The sequence below is a fragment of the Sporosarcina luteola genome, from assembly GCF_023715585.1.
In the GTDB taxonomy this organism is placed as follows: Bacteria; Bacillota; Bacilli; order Bacillales_A; family Planococcaceae; genus Sporosarcina; species Sporosarcina luteola_D.
Genome location: NZ_JAMBOK010000001.1, coordinates 870319 through 887825, shown reverse-complemented (window position 1 = coordinate 887825; position 17507 = coordinate 870319). Strand labels below are relative to the sequence as shown.

The 17507-nt window shown below is 45.6% G+C and carries 16 protein-coding genes; all 16 read left to right on the top strand.

Annotated elements, in window-relative coordinates:
* Window positions 1–21: 21 nt before the first annotated feature.
* The 16 genes from gpr to M3193_RS04515 all read left to right on the top strand — a co-directional run bounded on the left by gpr (window position 22) and on the right by M3193_RS04515 (window position 17478).
* Window positions 22–1065: a GPR endopeptidase gene (gene gpr / locus M3193_RS04590; protein WP_251624626.1), complete on the top strand. Its 1044-nt coding sequence runs from the start codon at window positions 22–24 to the stop codon at window positions 1063–1065.
* A 42-nt stretch (window positions 1066–1107) separates the two neighbouring features.
* Entirely contained in the window at window positions 1108–1956 is an 849-nt protein-coding gene (spoIIP, locus tag M3193_RS04585) for a stage II sporulation protein P (protein WP_251624624.1), read from the top strand.
* 208 nt (window positions 1957–2164) lie between these two features.
* Entirely contained in the window at window positions 2165–3988 is a 1824-nt protein-coding gene (gene lepA / locus M3193_RS04580; protein ID WP_251624622.1) for a translation elongation factor 4, read from the top strand.
* Window positions 3989–4237: 249 nt separating this feature from the next.
* Window positions 4238–5371 carry a radical SAM family heme chaperone HemW gene (gene hemW / locus M3193_RS04575; RefSeq protein ID WP_251624620.1) on the top strand — a complete coding sequence of 378 codons (1134 nt, stop codon included), beginning with the start codon at window positions 4238–4240 and terminating at the stop codon, window positions 5369–5371.
* Window positions 5372–5466: 95 nt separating this feature from the next.
* Window positions 5467–6516 (top strand): heat-inducible transcriptional repressor HrcA, encoded by a 1050-nt coding sequence (gene hrcA, locus M3193_RS04570; RefSeq protein WP_251624619.1) that lies wholly within the window; start codon window positions 5467–5469, stop codon window positions 6514–6516.
* Window positions 6513–7097 (top strand): nucleotide exchange factor GrpE, encoded by a 585-nt coding sequence (gene grpE, locus M3193_RS04565; protein WP_251624617.1) that lies wholly within the window; start codon window positions 6513–6515, stop codon window positions 7095–7097. Before hrcA ends, grpE begins: the two co-directional genes overlap by 4 nt.
* A gap of 44 nt (window positions 7098–7141) precedes the next feature.
* Window positions 7142–8980 carry a molecular chaperone DnaK gene (gene dnaK, locus M3193_RS04560; protein ID WP_251624615.1) on the top strand — a complete coding sequence of 613 codons (1839 nt, stop codon included), beginning with the start codon at window positions 7142–7144 and terminating at the stop codon, window positions 8978–8980.
* 156 nt (window positions 8981–9136) lie between these two features.
* Window positions 9137–10258 carry a molecular chaperone DnaJ gene (gene dnaJ, locus M3193_RS04555; protein WP_251624613.1) on the top strand — a complete coding sequence of 374 codons (1122 nt, stop codon included), beginning with the start codon at window positions 9137–9139 and terminating at the stop codon, window positions 10256–10258.
* Window positions 10259–10273: 15 nt separating this feature from the next.
* Window positions 10274–11218, top strand: coding sequence for a 50S ribosomal protein L11 methyltransferase (gene prmA, locus M3193_RS04550; protein ID WP_251624610.1), 945 nt, complete (start codon window positions 10274–10276; stop codon window positions 11216–11218).
* Window positions 11219–11221: 3 nt separating this feature from the next.
* Complete coding sequence (locus M3193_RS04545; RefSeq protein ID WP_251624608.1) at window positions 11222–11962, top strand: 16S rRNA (uracil(1498)-N(3))-methyltransferase; 741 nt, start codon at window positions 11222–11224, stop codon at window positions 11960–11962.
* Window positions 11963–11978: 16 nt separating this feature from the next.
* On the top strand, window positions 11979–13319 hold the full coding sequence (gene mtaB, locus M3193_RS04540; protein WP_251624606.1) for a tRNA (N(6)-L-threonylcarbamoyladenosine(37)-C(2))-methylthiotransferase MtaB: 1341 nt from the start codon (window positions 11979–11981) through the stop codon (window positions 13317–13319).
* 111 nt (window positions 13320–13430) lie between these two features.
* On the top strand, window positions 13431–14102 hold the full coding sequence (gene deoC, locus M3193_RS04535) for a deoxyribose-phosphate aldolase (protein ID WP_251624604.1): 672 nt from the start codon (window positions 13431–13433) through the stop codon (window positions 14100–14102).
* Window positions 14103–14255: 153 nt separating this feature from the next.
* Window positions 14256–14429 (top strand): 30S ribosomal protein S21, encoded by a 174-nt coding sequence (gene rpsU, locus M3193_RS04530; RefSeq protein WP_009496905.1) that lies wholly within the window; start codon window positions 14256–14258, stop codon window positions 14427–14429.
* Between the two features lie 160 nt (window positions 14430–14589).
* Window positions 14590–15930, top strand: coding sequence for an NfeD family protein (locus M3193_RS04525; RefSeq protein ID WP_251624602.1), 1341 nt, complete (start codon window positions 14590–14592; stop codon window positions 15928–15930).
* A gap of 32 nt (window positions 15931–15962) precedes the next feature.
* Window positions 15963–16949, top strand: a complete 987-nt coding sequence (floA, locus tag M3193_RS04520) for a flotillin-like protein FloA (RefSeq protein WP_251627213.1) — start codon at window positions 15963–15965, stop codon at window positions 16947–16949.
* A gap of 37 nt (window positions 16950–16986) precedes the next feature.
* Window positions 16987–17478 carry a hypothetical protein gene (locus tag M3193_RS04515; protein ID WP_251624600.1) on the top strand — a complete coding sequence of 164 codons (492 nt, stop codon included), beginning with the start codon at window positions 16987–16989 and terminating at the stop codon, window positions 17476–17478.
* Window positions 17479–17507 lie beyond the last annotated feature (29 nt).

The following is a 17507-nucleotide window of genomic DNA, read 5'->3' as shown; positions in this document are numbered from 1 at the left end:
CTGCATGTTGAGGTGATGACAATGGATAAATACGATTTTTTCCGAACGGACCTCCTCGTGGAAAACGAAGAAATGGTTCGCCATCGGACAGAAAAAGAGAAGCAGAAACTAAAGGATTCGGAAGGCATACAATTTGATGAGCAACGAAAAGGCAGAGTGATTGTGACATCGGTCAAAATCAATGCCGAGGGCGAGAAGAGGATCGGCAAGAAAAAAGGCACCTATTTGACGCTTACGAATCCGACGCTCATGCATACAGATCGTGAAGGCCTTCAGGAGATGGCTGAAATGCTCAAGTCCAAACTGACTGAAATGACGGAAGGCATAACGGATCTGAAAACCGGGAAAATTTTATTCGTAGGCTTGGGGAACCGGGAAGTGACTCCTGACGCAGTCGGTCCGCTGACAATGGATCGTCTGAAGGAAATCGTGCCGCTCTATTATTCGGACGACGGCAGCGAGGTATTCGTATATGCACCAGGAGTGACAATCCAGACGGGGCTTGAAACTGCCAATTTTGTCAAGGCATTGGTTAACGAAATCAAACCGGATCTGTTGATCGTCATCGATGCATTGGCCGCCAGGGACAGTTCAAGATTATGCAAAACAATCCAAATGACCGACACAGGCATACATCCAGGATCAGGTGTTGGAAATAGCCGCAAAGAGCTATCGAGAGAAACGTTGGGAATTCCGGTTATCGCAATCGGCATCCCGACAGTCGTGGACGGACCGGTTTTGATAGCGGATGCTATTAATACGCTTTTCGGTTATATTGCCTCGAAAATTGAGGAGGAAAGCCATCCATCCTCAAGGCTGTCTGTTGGGAATTGGTTGCATACTCCTAATAAGGATGCAGATCGGACAAAGTTAATTCCCATCTTTGGCGATTGGACGTCGTGGCCTCATGAAGAACGAGTGCAATTATTTGAAGAAGTTTTATCGAATCACGATTTGAATACATTCATTTCCCCAAAAGAGATCGACTCCTGGACCGCCCTTTATGCGGAGACATTAACAGACTCGATCAGTGACTGGATTGAGGACATAAAAACAAGTCATTGACCCATCTCCCCGCGCATATAGTTGAAGACGGGGGGATGTCGCTTGAAGAAAAATATGCAAATGTGGCTTGTAATCGTATTCGTTCTTTTCCTTTTCCCGGTAATCATCCAATTCATACCGGAAGAATCAAAAATCCTTAATTCGAAAATCATCAAGGAAAACGCAATAATCGTCTACGCTTCCAACATCGTTGAGGAAGAGAAAGTGGAAGCTGAACGTGAACCTGAAACTGAACGTGAAGAACCCAAAGTCATTGAAGAGCTTCAAACGGCAGCCGGGAAAGTCCTGATTTATTTCACCCATGCAACGGAAGCGTATAAACCGATCACAAAAGCGGTAGATGGAAAAATCATGGTTAACCATCAGACCGAAAATGTGATGAAGATGGGAGATAAACTCAAAGGGTTACTTGAATTGAACGGTGTGAAAACTGACACGCTGAAAAAGATTGTGCCGCACGGACGTGCTTATAATGATATTAGGCCTTTTGTCAAAAAGCAGCTTACCGAAAATAACTATGATTTAATTATAGACATACATCGCGATGCTGTAGGTCCCGACAAGACAACGATTGTACATGAAGGGGAAAGGTACGCGAAAGTTGCATTCGTACTTGGATTGGATAATCCATCTTATAAAAAGAATGAAGTAATGACGAATAAAGTCAAAATGGAAATGGAGAAAAGGATTCCCGGCATTACGAGGAATGTCATATCTAAAGGCGGAGCGGGCGTGGATGGAAAGTATAATCAAGACTTGCATCCGAATATCATCCTTATTGAACTTGGCGGAATCGGCAATTCAGAGGATGAATTGAACCGTACTGTTGGCGTAATTGCAGAATCCATCAGCGAGTTGTTGAGCAACATGGGTGAAGCAGAAGAAAAGTGATAGAGATAAGCTTCATGGCAAATTTGTCATGGAGCTTATTTATATTCAGCCGGATATCCATCCAATCTTTATCAAAACGCTTCAATCTGTTAGAATTGATAAGTCATACGAAAGCTTTCGGCATTTAGTTTATGGGAATAAGAAAATGTAACATGTTTATCAGTTATTTGCTATAATGCAAATAGCTTATATAGGAGTGAACTGACAGATGAATCATGATGAAAGATTGGCACGTCAAAAAAACATAAGAAACTTCTCGATTATTGCCCATATTGATCACGGGAAATCGACGTTGGCCGATCGTCTATTGGAAAAGACGGAAACGGTAAGCTCGCGTGAAATGAAATCACAGACACTGGATTCTATGGATTTGGAACGCGAACGTGGAATCACAATTAAATTGAATGCAGTGCAATTATCGTATACCGCGAAGAATGGTGAAGAGTACACTTTCCACCTCATTGATACACCGGGGCACGTAGACTTTACGTACGAAGTGTCCAGGAGCCTCGCCGCATGTGAGGGGGCGTTGCTTGTTGTCGATGCGGCCCAAGGTATCGAAGCGCAAACGTTGGCAAACGTTTATTTGGCGTTGGACAATGATCTTGAAATCTTGCCTATTATCAATAAAATTGATTTGCCAGCTGCAGATCCGGATAAAGTGAAACAGGAAATTGAAGACGTTATCGGATTGGATGCTTCCGAAGCAGTGCATGCTTCGGCTAAATCCGGCATCGGCATCGAAGAGATCCTTGAACAAATTGTCGAGAAAGTGCCTGCACCGACTGGCGACCCACAGGCGCCGCTGAAAGCATTGATCTTCGACTCGCATTATGATCAATATAAAGGTGTCATCGTCAATATCCGAATTGTCGAAGGAACTGTTAAGCCTGGGGATAAAATCCGCATGATGGCAACAGGCAAAGAATTCGAAGTCATCGAGACGGGTGTGTTCACGCCGAATATTTCCATGCGCGATGAACTATCAGTCGGAGATGTCGGCTTCCTCTCGGCAGCGATTAAAAATGTAGGTGACACGCGAGTCGGGGATACGATTACGAATGCGAAAAACCCGGCAAGCGAACCGCTCCCTGGTTACCGAAGATTAAACCCGATGGTATTCTGTGGTCTGTACCCGATTGATTCATCCAAATATGTCGACTTGCGTGAAGCGCTCGAGAAGCTTGAGCTGAACGATTCAGCTTTGGAATATGAAGCGGAGACGTCGCAAGCTTTGGGATTCGGATATCGATGCGGTTTCCTAGGACTGCTCCATATGGAGATCATTCAGGAGCGTATTGAACGTGAATTCAAAATTGACTTGATCACAACTGCACCGAGTGTTATTTATAACGTTGTTACAACTGACGGAAAAGAATTGAAAGTTGACAATCCTTCCATGATGCCTGATGCACAAAAAATCGACCATGTTGAAGAACCTTATGTAAAAGCTTCGATTATGGTGCCGAATGATTATGTTGGCTCTGTCATGGAATTATGCCAGCAAAAGCGAGGAAACTTCAAAACGATGGATTATTTGGATGCGTCGCGGGTAAATATCATTTACGAATTGCCGCTGGCAGAAATTGTCTATGACTTTTTCGATCAATTGAAATCAAGCACGAAAGGTTATGCGTCATTCGACTATGAACTGATCGGCTATAAAACCTCGAAGCTTGTTAAAATGGACATCCTGTTAAATGGCGAGCAAGTCGACGCATTAAGCTTTATCGTCCATCGCGACTTCAGCTACGAGCGCGGCAAAGCAATTGTTGAAAAGCTGAAAAATCTTATTCCGCGTCAACAGTTTGAAGTGCCTGTCCAAGCTGCCATCGGTCAAAAGATCGTAGCGCGTTCAACAATCAAGTCGATTGGTAAAAACGTTCTTGCCAAATGTTACGGCGGTGACATCTCGCGTAAACGTAAATTGCTTGAGAAGCAAAAAGAAGGGAAGAAGCGGATGAAGCAAGTCGGATCCGTCGAAGTCCCGCAAGAAGCATTCATGGCCGTTTTGAAAATGGATGAGGACTAAAGCGAAGGACGCCTGCTAGAGACGACGGGCATAAGGCGAAGATGCGGAGTGGCGGTTTTTGCCACAGAGCAGCTTTGACTTATGACCCCGAGTCTCTGGCGTCCGGAGCTGGATGAAGACTAAAGCGAAGGACGCCTGCGAGTCTCAGGCGCCCGAAGCTTGATGAAGAGTGATATCATGCAAAAGGAGTCCGCTCTGGGCTCCTTTTTGCACGACTGATATTGCTGACTAGAAAGGGGACACAACCAAATGCGAGGCATGTATATTCATATTCCTTTCTGCCACCAGATTTGCCATTACTGCGATTTCAATAAGGTGTTCTTTAAAAATCAACCTGTTGATGAATATATCGAATCGATCGGTAACGAGCTTGCCATTATGGCAAATGAAGGACATTCATTCAATGGGCTTGAAACTGTCTTCCTCGGCGGAGGCACACCGACTTCATTATCCGAAAGGCAACTGGACCGATTGCTTGAAATCATCCATCAACATGTCAATGTCCGTGAGCTGCGGGAATTTTCGACGGAAGCAAATCCAGATGAATTGACCCGAGGAAAGCTCTCCGTCCTGAAAAGCGGCGGAGTAGGCCGTCTGAGCATAGGCGTCCAGTCATTCGACGAGCAACTATTGAAGAGGATCGGGAGGACGCACAGCGCAGAAACTCCGGCAAGAGTTATCCGGGCCGCACGTGAAATAGGTTTTGATAACATAAGTATCGATCTGATCTATGGGTTGCCGGAGCAGACGGTCAAACAATGGAAAGAAACTCTCGATAAAGCTTTATCGTTTGAGCTGCCTCATTACTCTGGCTACTCGCTTATCGTTGAGCCTAAAACTGTTTTTTATAATTTAATGAATAAGGGCAGGCTGCCGTTGCCTGGCGAGGACATCGAGGCGGAGATGTTTTCCATGCTCATGGACCGTATGGCTGAAGCGGGAAGACGGCAATATGAAATAAGCAATTTTGCGCTGCCTGGAAATGAATCAATCCATAATCTCATTTATTGGGACAATGACGAATACGCAGGCATTGGTGCGGGCGCCCATGGATACTTGAAGGGACGAAGGTATGCAAATTTCGGTCCGCTCAGAAAGTATATGGATTCCATGGGTTCAGGATTGCGACCTGTAATGGAAACGAATGAAGTGACAATTACCGAAGCGATGGAAGAAGAAATGTTTTTAGGCTTGCGGAAATCGGAAGGGGTATCCCTTCATTCATTCGAATCCAAGTTCGGGAAAACTCTGACGGAAGTGTATGGTGTTGTTCTTGAAGAATTGTCCGGAAAAGGACTGATTTCCGAATCAGAGGGTAGTATTAAACTGACACGGAAAGGTGTTTTCCGAGGCAACGAAGTCTTCCAGCAATTTCTCAAATGAACGAGGGGTAATTCATTGACACTGGCAAATCGATTTGTTAAATTATGAGTAGTATTAGCACTCGCTGTTAAAGAGTGCTAACAGGAGTGATGATTATGTTGACAAACAGACAATTGCTAATTCTGCAACTGACGGTTAACGATTTCATCGAATCCGCACAGCCTGTCGGATCAAGGCAGTTATCTAAAAAACCGGAAGCTCCATACAGTCCCGCGACCATACGGAATGACATGGCCGACTTGGAGGAATTGGGTTATCTCGAAAAAACCCATACTTCATCAGGCAGAGTGCCTTCTGAAAAAGGGTACCGTTTTTATGTCGATCATCTGCTGACTCCCGAAAAGCTGACGTTGGCGGACAGCATGCAATTGCGCTCCATTTTTCAGGATCGGGTGATGGAGACGGAGGAACTGATACGGAATTCCGCAAAAATCATATCCGAATTGACGAACTATACATCTATACTTTTAGGGCCTGACATGTCCATGCATTCAGTGAAACGGTTTTCAATCGTGCCGCTGGATGACACGAAAGCGGTAGCAATCATTGTAACCGATAATGGACATGTGGAGAACCGGGTTTTCGATGTACCGCCAGGCATGCATGCTTCGGATATTGAAAAGATGGTCAATATTTTAAATGAAAGGCTTGTCGGAACGCCATTGAGCTTCCTGCAGAACAAGCTTGCCGACGAAACGAAGACGGTTTTCGAACAGCATGTCCATCATGCTGGGGAACTGTTTGCCTCTTTTCAAAGAGCCATTACAATCAAACCTGAAGAACGCCTGTATTTCGGCGGCAAAATGAATATGATGAAACAGCCGGAATTCAACGACCTGCAAAAAATGAAGATGTTTTTTGAACTGATGGAAAACGGAGCGCCGGCGTTTGACTTTTTCCAAGACGCCTCAAAAGGCATTCATGTCCGGATCGGATCAGAAAACAAACATAATGCGATGGAAGATTGCAGTGTAATTACGGCCAATTACTCAGCTGGCGGCAATATGGCCGGTTCAATAGCGATCATCGGACCAAAACGGATGGATTATGGCAGGGTCATTACGATGCTTGACATCCTTAGTGAAAACTTATCAGAAGCATTACTGAAAACGGCCATCGGATTGGATAGGAGGAAAGACGAGTGACGGATAAAAAGGAAGAAATTGAAAAAGAAGAATTGGAAGCTTTAGCTAGCAAGGAAGCGGAAATGGATCCTCATGGGACTGTTGAAGAGGACATAACTTCTGAAGAAGCCACACTTGAGCAAAATCAGAAGGATGAGAGGATCAGCGAGCTGGAGTCCAAATTACAGGAAGAGGAAAACAAACTTCTACGCGTTCTGGCGGACTTTGAAAATGCAAAGAGAAGGAATGCGCTCGATCAGGAAGCGCTTGTCAAATACAAAGCACAAAGTTTGTTGACGGCTATCTTGCCTGTATTGGATAACTTCGAACGCGCCCTTGCAGTCGAAGTCAAAAATGAGGAAGCGCAATCGATCATGACCGGAATGGATATGATCTACCGCAACCTGTTTGAAGCGCTGAAAGGCGAAGGGTTGGTCGAAATTGAGGCGTTGGACAAGGAATTCGACCCTAATTTCCATCAGGCCGTCATGACAGGGAATGATCCCGAAAAGACGTCAGGCATCGTGCTTGAGGAGCTTCAAAAAGGGTATATGTTGAAAGATCGTGTACTTCGTCCTACTATGGTCAAAGTAAACGAATAAGTATATAGATTAATTGTAGACGTACTTAATTAGGAGGAATTCAAATGAGCAAAATTATCGGTATCGACTTGGGTACAACAAACTCAGTTGTAGCAGTATATGAAGGTGGAGAAGCTAAAGTCATTCCTAACCCGGAAGGCAACCGTACAACTCCATCCGTAGTTGCATTTAAAAACGGCGAGCGTCAAGTCGGGGAAGTGGCGAAGCGCCAATCCATTACAAATCCAAATACGATCATGTCCGTTAAGAGACATATGGGATCCGATTATAAAGTGAAAGTTGAAGATAAGGAATACACTCCGCAAGAAGTATCTGCAATGATCCTTCAATACATGAAAGGCTATGCGGAAGAATACTTAGGTGAAAAGGTGACAAAAGCGGTCATTACAGTACCTGCTTATTTCAATGATGCACAACGTCAAGCGACGAAGGATGCAGGAACAATTGCTGGTCTTGAAGTTGAACGGATCATCAACGAGCCTACAGCTGCCGCATTGGCTTATGGTCTGGATAAAACAGACGAAGATGAAACAATTCTAGTATACGACCTTGGCGGCGGTACATTCGACGTTTCAATCCTTGAGCTCGGCGATGGCGTGTTCCAAGTGCGTGCGACAGCAGGCGACAATAAATTGGGCGGAGACGACTTCGACGATGTCGTCATCGATTACTTAGTACAAGAATTCCGCAAAGAGAACGCAATCGACCTTTCTAAAGACAAAATGGCGATGCAACGTTTGAAAGATGCTGCAGAAAAAGCGAAGAAAGACCTTTCAGGCGTAACATCAACTCAAATCTCATTGCCGTTCATCACTGCGGGAGAAGCTGGTCCGCTTCACTTGGAAATTTCCCTATCCCGAGCGAAGTTTGATGAGCTTACAGCGCATCTAGTAGAACGTTCTATGGTACCGACGCGCCAGGCGATGAAAGATGCAGACCTATCTCCATCTGAAATTGACCGGGTGATCCTAGTTGGTGGATCCACTCGTATCCCTGCTGTACAGGAAGCTATCAAGAAAGAAACAGGCAAAGAGCCATTCAAGGGAGTAAACCCTGACGAAGTCGTAGCGATGGGAGCCGCTGTTCAAGGTTCAATCATCCGCGGAGACGTGAAAGATGTCGTCTTGCTTGACGTAACGCCTCTTTCCCTAGGAATCGAGACGATGGGAAGCGTATTTACAAAATTGATTGAAAGAAATACGACAATCCCTACAAGCAAGTCACAAGTGTTCTCTACTGCTGCAGACAACCAGCCTGCCGTTGACATCCATGTGCTGCAAGGTGAGCGCCCGATGGCTTCAGACAACAAAACGCTTGGCCGTTTCCAATTGACGGATATTCCGCCGGCTCCACGTGGCATCCCTCAAATCGAAGTTACATTCGATATTGATAAGAACGGTATCGTAACGGTAAAAGCGAAAGACCTTGGAACGCAAAAAGAGCAAAACATCACAATCCAATCAAGCTCAGGCCTTTCCGACGATGAGATCGATCGCATGGTGAAAGATGCTGAAGCGAATGCTGAAGAGGATAAACGCCGTAAAGAAGAAGCGGACTTGAAAAATGACGCTGATCAGCTCGTCTTCATGGCTGAAAAGACATTGAAAGACCTTGAAGGCAAAGTTTCCGATGATGAAGTGAAAAAAGTCGAAGATGCAAAAGAAGAATTGAAATCGGCGATTGAAGCTGGAAACTTGGATGATATGCGTACTAAGAAAGAAGCTTTAGAAGAAATTGTTCAGCAAATGACAATGAAATTATATGAACAAGCGGCTGCTGAATCTCAAGCGCAAGGTGGCTCAGCTGAAGCTGGCGGCCAAGCGCAGGATGATGGCGTAGTCGATGCCGACTTTGAAGAAGTCGAAGATGACAAGAAAAACTAATTGAACGATCGATTGACGGAAAAGTCAAAGTCCGATATTCCGGCTTTGACTTTTTCTTTTGTTACGTGATCGATAATTATAGCCAACTGCACTTTTGTCACTTTTTTTCTGTGCGTGTTACAATGAGATGTCAATGATTCATGGGAGAGTGGAATAATGAGCAAGCGAGATTATTATGAAGTACTCGGTGTGCCGAAAACGGCGAGCAAAGAGGAAATTAGAAAAGCCTACCGGAAATTATCGAAACAATACCATCCCGATTTAAACAAGGAAGCGGGAGCGGAAGACAAATTCAAAGAAGTGACAGAAGCTTTCGAAACGCTGAGCGATGAGAAGAAACGTGCGAATTACGACCAATTCGGCCATGCCGATCCAAACCAGGGCTTTGGCGGATTTGGCGGCGGTTCTGCCGACGGTTTCGGTTTTGAAGATATATTCAGTACGTTCTTCGGTGGTGGTGCGAGGAGACGCGATCCGAATGCCCCGAGGAAGGGCGATGATCTTCAGTACTCCATGACAATTGATTTCATGGAAGCTGTTTTCGGGAAAGAGACAGAAATCGAATTGCCGAGGGAAGAGACATGTGATACGTGCAGTGGAACCGGTGCCAAAAAAGGTACACCGGTCAATACATGTTCGCATTGCGGCGGCTCGGGACAAATTTCAATCACTCAAAACACACCGCTTGGACAGATGGTGAATCGCCGGACATGTCCGCATTGTCAAGGAACCGGTAAGATCATCCCTGAAAAATGCGAAACTTGCCATGGCGCTGGCCGTGTGACAAAACGGAAGAAAATCAAGGTCACAATTCCTGCAGGAGTGGATGATGGTCAGCAGTTACGTGTTACAGGCCAAGGGGAAGCAGGCATCAACGGCGGTCCTTCAGGAGACTTGTACATCGTCTTCAGAGTAAGAGATCATGACCGCTTTGTCCGTGAAGGCGACGATATTTATTTGGAAGTGCCAATCACTTTCCCGCAGTTGGCACTTGGTGACGAAATTGAAGTGCCTACCGTTACAGGGAATGTGAAATTGAAAATTCCTGCGGGGACACAAACGGGAACAAATTTCCGACTCCGCGGAAAAGGCGTCAAAAATGTCCATGGACATGGAGTGGGTGATCAACACGTCATCATCAAGGCCATCACTCCTAAAAAAATGACAGAAAAACAAAAAGAGCTTCTCCGTGAATTTGCCTCAATCGAAGGGAACTCGCCGGATGAGTATTCTAGCTCACTTTTTGATAAAATTAAAAGAACAATAAAAGGCGACTGAAAGGGATGAACGTAGTTGAAATGGTCTGAAATCTCCATCCATACATCACATGAGGCGACAGAAGCCGTTGCCAATATTTTGCATGAAGCGGGGGCGAGTGGAGTCATCATTGAGGATTCCGAAGAGCCTGACCGTATTCATGAAGATCGTTTCGGCGAAATTTACGAGCTTAAGAAAGAAGACTTCCCTGCGGAAGGGGTCATCGTGAAAGCCTATCTGCCGGTCAATAGCTTTTTGATTGAAACGGTGAAGGAAATAAGTGAATCCGTCAACGAACTGGCTGAGTACGGCTTGGATGTCGGACTTAATCAAGTTCAGACGAACGAAGTGGATGAAGAGGATTGGGCGACGGCTTGGAAGAAATACTACCATCCCGTAAAGATCTCAGGTCGATTCACGATCGTTCCTACATGGGAAACATACGAACCAGTGGATTCCGATGAACTGATCATTGAACTTGACCCTGGCATGGCTTTTGGAACAGGGACCCACCCCACGACCGTCATGTGCCTTCAAGCATTGGAAAAGTATGTGAAGAAGGGCGACACAGTCATTGACGTCGGGACGGGATCGGGAGTGTTGTCTATCGGGGCGGCACTTTTAGGGGCGTCGCATGTGCATGCACTCGATTTGGATGAAGTCGCCGTGCAGGCAGCAAAGGAAAATATCAGTTTGAATAAGGTGGACGGTGTCGTTGAAGTGACACATGGCAATTTGCTAGAATCCATTAACGAACCTGCATCCATAATTGTTGCGAACATCCTGGCGGAAGTGATCATGACGTTTTCCGGTGATGCATACAGCATTTTGCCTGAAGATGGGCTGTTCATCGTATCGGGAATCATTGCCCAAAAGCGGGACCTTGTGAAAGAAGATCTCCAGAGCAAAGGCTTTGAAATTATCGAATCTGTTTTAATGGAAGAATGGGTGGCAATTATCGCTCAAAAAAGGAGCGTGTAACGATTGCAGCGCTATTTCCTTGAAACCCCATTCGACGAAGTCGGTAATGCATTCATTGCAGGGGAAGACGGCAAGCATATCGCCAAGGTGATGAGGATGGAGGCGGGTGACCTCGTCATTGCTGTAAATGACGGTGAAGCATTCATCTCAGAAATTGCAGACATCGGCCCTGAAGGTGTGACTGTTAGAAAGATGGATGGACCGCTTCCTTCGAATGAAATGCCGGTAAGGGTGACAATTGCGTGCGGCTTGCCTAAAGGCGATAAGCTCGATCTTATCGTTCAAAAAGGCACGGAACTAGGCATGTCATCAATCGTTCCATTCGAAGCGAAACGTTCCATTGTCAAATGGGATGCGAAAAAAGGCGGCAAAAAAGTGGAGAGGCTTAAAAAGATCGCGAAAGAGGCGGCGGAGCAATGCCACCGGTCGATAATCCCGGATGTATCAGCCCCGATGTCTTTCAAGCAATTGCTGCAGGCGTCACGCAACTACGATATCCGCTTTTTCGCAGATGAAGAGGATGCAAAAGGCACCGATCCGAACAGGATTGCAGACAGGCTGAAAAACGTGTATCATAAACAAACGGTACTAGTCGTTTTTGGTCCTGAAGGCGGATTAACAAGAGAGGAAGCGGAGGAGATGCGCGCTGCGGATTTCCTATCAGTTTCCTTAGGGCCGCGTATAGTAAGGACGGAAACCGCACCACTCTATTTTTTGTCCGCTATGTCATACGAATTTGAATGAAAGAGGTGAGCAGCTAGTGTCTTCTGTCGCTTTTCATACATTAGGCTGCAAAGTGAATCATTACGAAACGGAAGCGATCTGGCAGCTTTTCAAAGACGCCGGATATGACCGCTCCGATTTTGAGAGAAATGCAGACGTCTACGTTATTAATACATGTACGGTCACGAATACCGGCGATAAGAAAAGTCGCCAAGTCATCCGGAGAGCCATCAGGCGCAATCCGGATGCGGTCATCTGTGTCACGGGCTGTTATGCACAGACATCACCGGCTGAAATCATGGCTATTCCAGGAGTCGATATTGTCGTCGGTACACAGGACCGTACGAAATTGCTCGGACTGATAGATGAATTCAAGGTGGAGCGTCAGCCGATCAATGCTGTCCGCAACATTATGAAGAACCGGGTCTATGAAGAACTTGATGTACCTGCTTTTACGGACCGCACCAGAGCATCATTGAAAATACAGGAAGGGTGCAATAACTTCTGCACATTCTGTATCATCCCATGGGCCCGCGGTTTAATGCGTTCCAGGGACCCTGAAGAAGTCATCAGACAGGCTCAACAATTGGTCGATGCAGGGTATCTTGAAATCGTCCTGACGGGAATCCACACAGGTGGATATGGCGAGGATTTGAAAGACTATAATCTTGCCCGCCTGCTGCGTGATCTCGAAACACAAGTAAAGGGATTGAAAAGACTGCGGATCAGTTCCATTGAAGCCAGTCAACTGACTGATGAAGTCATTGAAGTGCTTCGGGAGTCTACAAAGATTGTAAGGCATCTGCACATTCCGATCCAATCAGGATCCAATACAGTATTGAAGCGTATGAGAAGGAAATATACAATGGAGTTCTTCGCAGAACGTCTCGATCGTCTACGGGAAGCATTGCCGCATCTTGCCATCACATCCGATGTCATCGTCGGTTTCCCTGGCGAGACGGAAGAGGAATTCATGGACACGTATAACTTCATCAGGGACCACCGTTTTTCTGAATTGCACGTTTTCCCGTATTCTAAACGTACTGGGACACCTGCAGCCAGAATGGAAGATCAAATTGATGAAGAAGTGAAAAACGAACGGGTCCACCGACTGATCGAGTTGAATGATCAATTGGCGAAACAATATGCTGCCGAATTTGAAAACGAGGTGCTTGAAGTAATTCCGGAAGAGAAATACAAGCTTGATCCGGAAAGTGGTTTGTATGAAGGTTATACGGACAACTATTTGAAAATCGTTTTCCCGGCTGATGAATCGATGGTCGGTAAAATCGTCAAAGTGAAAATTACGAAGGCTGGCTATCCTTACAATGAAGGTCAATTCGTCCGTGTTGAAGAAACAGAAGAAGTTCTTGCATAATGCAATCGAAAAAAACGGTTTATCCAATCTAGGATGAACTGTTTTTTGATGCGGAAAAAATCTTTATTTGCTATGATGAATGAGGTACGTACAACTGGAGGAGGAATTATTTTGAATCAACAATATGCAGCATACATCGACCATACATTACTGAAAGCGGATGCGACAAAAGAAGAAATCATCCGACTTTGCGAAGAAGCAAAGACCTATTCTTTCGCATCGGTATGCGTCAACCCGACATGGGTGAAAACAGCGGCTGAGGTGTTGAACGGGTCGACTGTAAAAGTGTGCACAGTCATCGGCTTCCCTCTAGGTGCATCCACTAGCGCAGTCAAAGCGTTTGAAACGAAAGACGCGATTGAAAACGGAGCTGGCGAAATCGATATGGTCATCAATGTTGGTGCGCTACGGAGCGGCGATGACGAACTTGTGAAAAATGACATCGCTGCTGTTGTCGAATCGGCGAAAGGCAAAGCGATTGTCAAAGTAATCATCGAAACTTCATTACTGACTGATCAGGAGAAAAGAAAAGCTTGCGAACTATCCCGGGCTGCAGGTGCTGATTTCGTCAAAACATCAACAGGTTTCTCAACTGGCGGTGCTACAGAGGATGATGTGAAATTGATGCGTGGCGTCGTCGGACCTGAAATGGGTGTTAAAGCGTCAGGAGGAGTCCGCAGCTTCGAGGATATGAAAAAGATGATTGATGCGGGCGCAACAAGAATCGGTGCAAGTTCAGGCGTGCAAATTATGCAAGGATTGCAAGGCAATTCTGCATATTAATAGGGTTCTTGCCGGAGGGTGAATAAAATTTCCTATTTCGCATAGATATTTTGAAAGTTTTTTATTGACCACTCGAGGATAGTACGATATAATTTCTTAGTACAAGGAGTAACGCCTTGTTTCGAAGTGTGCTCGGAGGGAGGGACAAGAGATATGACGAAAACTGTCGTTCGCAAAAATGAATCGCTTGAAGATGCTCTTCGCCGCTTCAAACGTACTGTATCAAAAAGTGGTACAATACAAGAGGTAAGAAAGCGTGAGTTCTATGAGAAGCCAAGTGTCAAACGTAAAAAGAAGTCTGAGGCTGCTCGTAAGCGTAAATTCTAATATCTGTCCATATTATATTTAACAACAATAAGTATGTTTATGAATGAAACCGGAAAATCCTTTGGATCTTCCGGTTTTTGTACTGTTTAAATTGAAACCTTTTAACAATACAAAACGTATAGAAGGTAGAATGGTTAGTAAGAAAGAGGTGAATGAATGAATGCGTAATATGATTGGGAAGTTTCTCCTGTTCATTTTATTCTTATCGGCGGTTTCAATCCCCTTTATGCAAACGGATGCAGCCGCTGAAAAAGTATACCACGTGAAATTGAACAAGGAAGTAGAAAAAGGTCTGTATGCATATTTGAAACGATCCTTCAAAGAAGCGGAGGAAGCCGGGGCAAAAGCAATCATCCTTGAAATCAATACAAATGGTGGCTTTATAGACGCAGCAGGAGAAATAGGAAAATTAATGGATGAGACGGAACCTGATATCATTGCCTATATCAATTACAAAGCACTTTCTGCTGGGGCATACATCGCTCTGCATGCTGACAAGATCTACATGTCCCCGAACGGCAAGATCGGTGCAGCTCAAGCAGTCGAAGGAACTACAGGAAATGCCGTTGACGTTAAAGCGCATAGTTTTTGGGTGGCCGAAATGATAAGTGCTGCCGAATCGCATGGCCGTAATCCGGAATATGCGGAAGCAATGGCAGAACCGTCTATCGATATGAAGGGATACCGTGCAGGAAAAGGGCGGTTATTGACTTTGACAGCAAGCGAGGCAGCGGAACCTGACGTCGGTTACAGTGAGGGGACTGTCTCGTCATTCCAGGACCTTCTAAACAGGAATGGGTTGGAAAACGCTGAAATTGTGAAGACGAACGTAACGTTCGCTGAAGGTATCACACGGCTCGTTACACATCCGATTGTAGTGCCTATCCTGTTATCAATTGCAGGTCTTGGCCTCGTTGTGGAGCTTTATTCACCTGGCTTCGGCTTGCCTGGAATAATGGCTCTTACGGCGTTGCTGCTGTTCTTTTACGGACATCTAATAGCGGGTCTTGCGGGTTATGAAACATTGATTCTGTTCATAATAGGCATAGGGCTCATTGTACTTGAATTTTTCGTAGCGGGTGGGATCGCCGGTGTATTCGGGGCGGTCGCTGTCGTTGTAAGTATCATTTTGGCGGGGGGCAATCCGATGTTCATGGCGTATTCCGTCATGATCGCAATTGCAGTGGCCGTCAGTGGGATGGTGATCATTATGAAGTTTTTCGGAAGGAAATTGCATTTGCTGAACAAAGTCGTCTTGATGGATTCGACAGACACGGAGAGCGGTTATGTGTCAAATATCAACCGGGTCGAATTGCTCGGAAAGCAGGCGATTACAATTACACCTTTACGCCCTTCCGGTACAATTGATATGGAAGGTGAGCGAATCGATGTCGTTTCCCAAGGAAGCTACATCGACAGAGGGAAACATGTTATCATTGTGAAGGTTGAAGGATCCCGGATAGTCGTTCGGGAATTCGAAGAAAAGGGGGAAAATGAATAATGGAAGCACTTTTAGGTTTAGGCACTGGAAGTATGATTTTCACAGTTATACTCGTCATCGGAGCCATCATTATTTTGTCAGTATTTTTCACACTTGTTCCAGTTACACTATGGATTTCCGCATTGGCGGCAGGTGTGCGTGTAAGTATCTTTACGTTGATCGGTATGCGGCTTCGCCGGGTAATCCCGAGCAGGGTCGTCAATCCGTTGATCAAGGCGCATAAAGCAGGATTGAACGTTTCAATTAACCAGCTTGAAAGCCACTATTTGGCTGGTGGTAACGTTGACCGAGTCGTCAACGCATTGATTGCCGCACATCGTGCAAATATTGAATTGTCATTTGAACGTGCAGCGGCGATTGACCTGGCCGGCCGTGACGTTCTGGAAGCGGTTCAAATGTCTGTAAACCCTAAAGTCATTGAAACGCCATTCATCGCGGGTGTAGCGATGAACGGTATCGAAGTGAAGGCGAAGGCACGAATCACTGTTCGTGCAAACATCGATCGCCTTGTCGGTGGTGCAGGTGAGGAAACAGTAGTTGCACGTGTCGGGGAAGGTATCGTTTCAACAATCGGTTCATCCGTCGACCATGCTAAAGTTTTGGAAAATCCGGATTTGATTTCTCAAACGGTATTGGCGAAAGGTCTTGACTCCGGTACGGCTTTCGAGATCTTGTCCATCGATATTGCGGATGTTGATATCGGTAAAAACATCGGTGCAGAGCTCCAGACTGAACAAGCAATGGCTGATAAGAATATTGCGCAGGCGAAAGCGGAAGAACGCCGTGCGATGGCTGTTGCGAATGAACAGGAAATGAAAGCGAAAGTCCAAGAGATGCGCGCGAAAGTGGTCGGGGCGGAGGCGGAAGTTCCTCTAGCCATGGCGGAAGCGCTTCGTACAGGCAATATCGGCATCATGGATTATATGAACTACAAAAATATCCAGGCTGACACGGGAATGCGTGATTCCATCAGTAAAATAGGTTTGGATCAGCAAAAACCGGATACGACAAAAGAGTGACGTTTGAGCGTATAATTCCCGGAAAGGGGATGCACAGATGGAAATACTGATATTTATCGTCCTCGGAATCATCAGTATGCTCTTCAAAGGAAAAAAACCGGAAGATGCACCGAAGACGCAGAATAGACAACCAACCGTGCAGACGGGCACTTCTGACCCGATGCGGAAGTTGAAAGAGATGACCCAGGAGATGTACAAGGACATCCAACGAGAATTTCAAACTGAGATTGACGAGCCTCCGAGCAGGCAGACGCCTGACCGAAAACCTGCTCCAGCCGTTTCAATACCTTCTCTCCCGAAGCAAACTGAGAGAACAGACAGGACGAGAGATGTTCAGGTTCACACAGATAATAGGCATGATAGGAAATCAAAGCGGGAGCCGCATCGCGGCCGATTGACTGTCCATCAAGGTAGTTTGATTACCAAAGAGCCCGTCGAACATCACGAGATGATTCCGACAAGTGAACAAGACTTGATCAAAGGCATCATCTTCTCTGAAATTTTAGGTCCGCCTAAATCAAAACAATAATCATTGACCCCCTATCCAAATCATAGGCT

Bases quoted from the DNA above. Each gene is read 5' to 3' on its own strand.
- gpr (WP_251624626.1), top strand. From the start codon at position 22: ATGGATAAATACGATTTTTTCCGAACGGACCTCCTCGTGGAAAACGAA.
- lepA (WP_251624622.1), top strand. From the start codon at position 2,165: ATGAATCATGATGAAAGATTGGCACGTCAAAAAAACATAAGAAACTTC.
- hemW (WP_251624620.1), top strand. From the start codon at position 4,238: ATGCGAGGCATGTATATTCATATTCCTTTCTGCCACCAGATTTGCCAT.
- hrcA (WP_251624619.1), top strand. From the start codon at position 5,467: ATGTTGACAAACAGACAATTGCTAATTCTGCAACTGACGGTTAACGAT.
- dnaK (WP_251624615.1), top strand. From the start codon at position 7,142: ATGAGCAAAATTATCGGTATCGACTTGGGTACAACAAACTCAGTTGTA.
- dnaJ (WP_251624613.1), top strand. From the start codon at position 9,137: ATGAGCAAGCGAGATTATTATGAAGTACTCGGTGTGCCGAAAACGGCG.
- rpsU (WP_009496905.1), top strand. From the start codon at position 14,256: ATGACGAAAACTGTCGTTCGCAAAAATGAATCGCTTGAAGATGCTCTT.
- M3193_RS04525 (WP_251624602.1), top strand. From the start codon at position 14,590: ATGCGTAATATGATTGGGAAGTTTCTCCTGTTCATTTTATTCTTATCG.
- floA (WP_251627213.1), top strand. From the start codon at position 15,963: ATGATTTTCACAGTTATACTCGTCATCGGAGCCATCATTATTTTGTCA.
- M3193_RS04515 (WP_251624600.1), top strand. From the start codon at position 16,987: ATGGAAATACTGATATTTATCGTCCTCGGAATCATCAGTATGCTCTTC.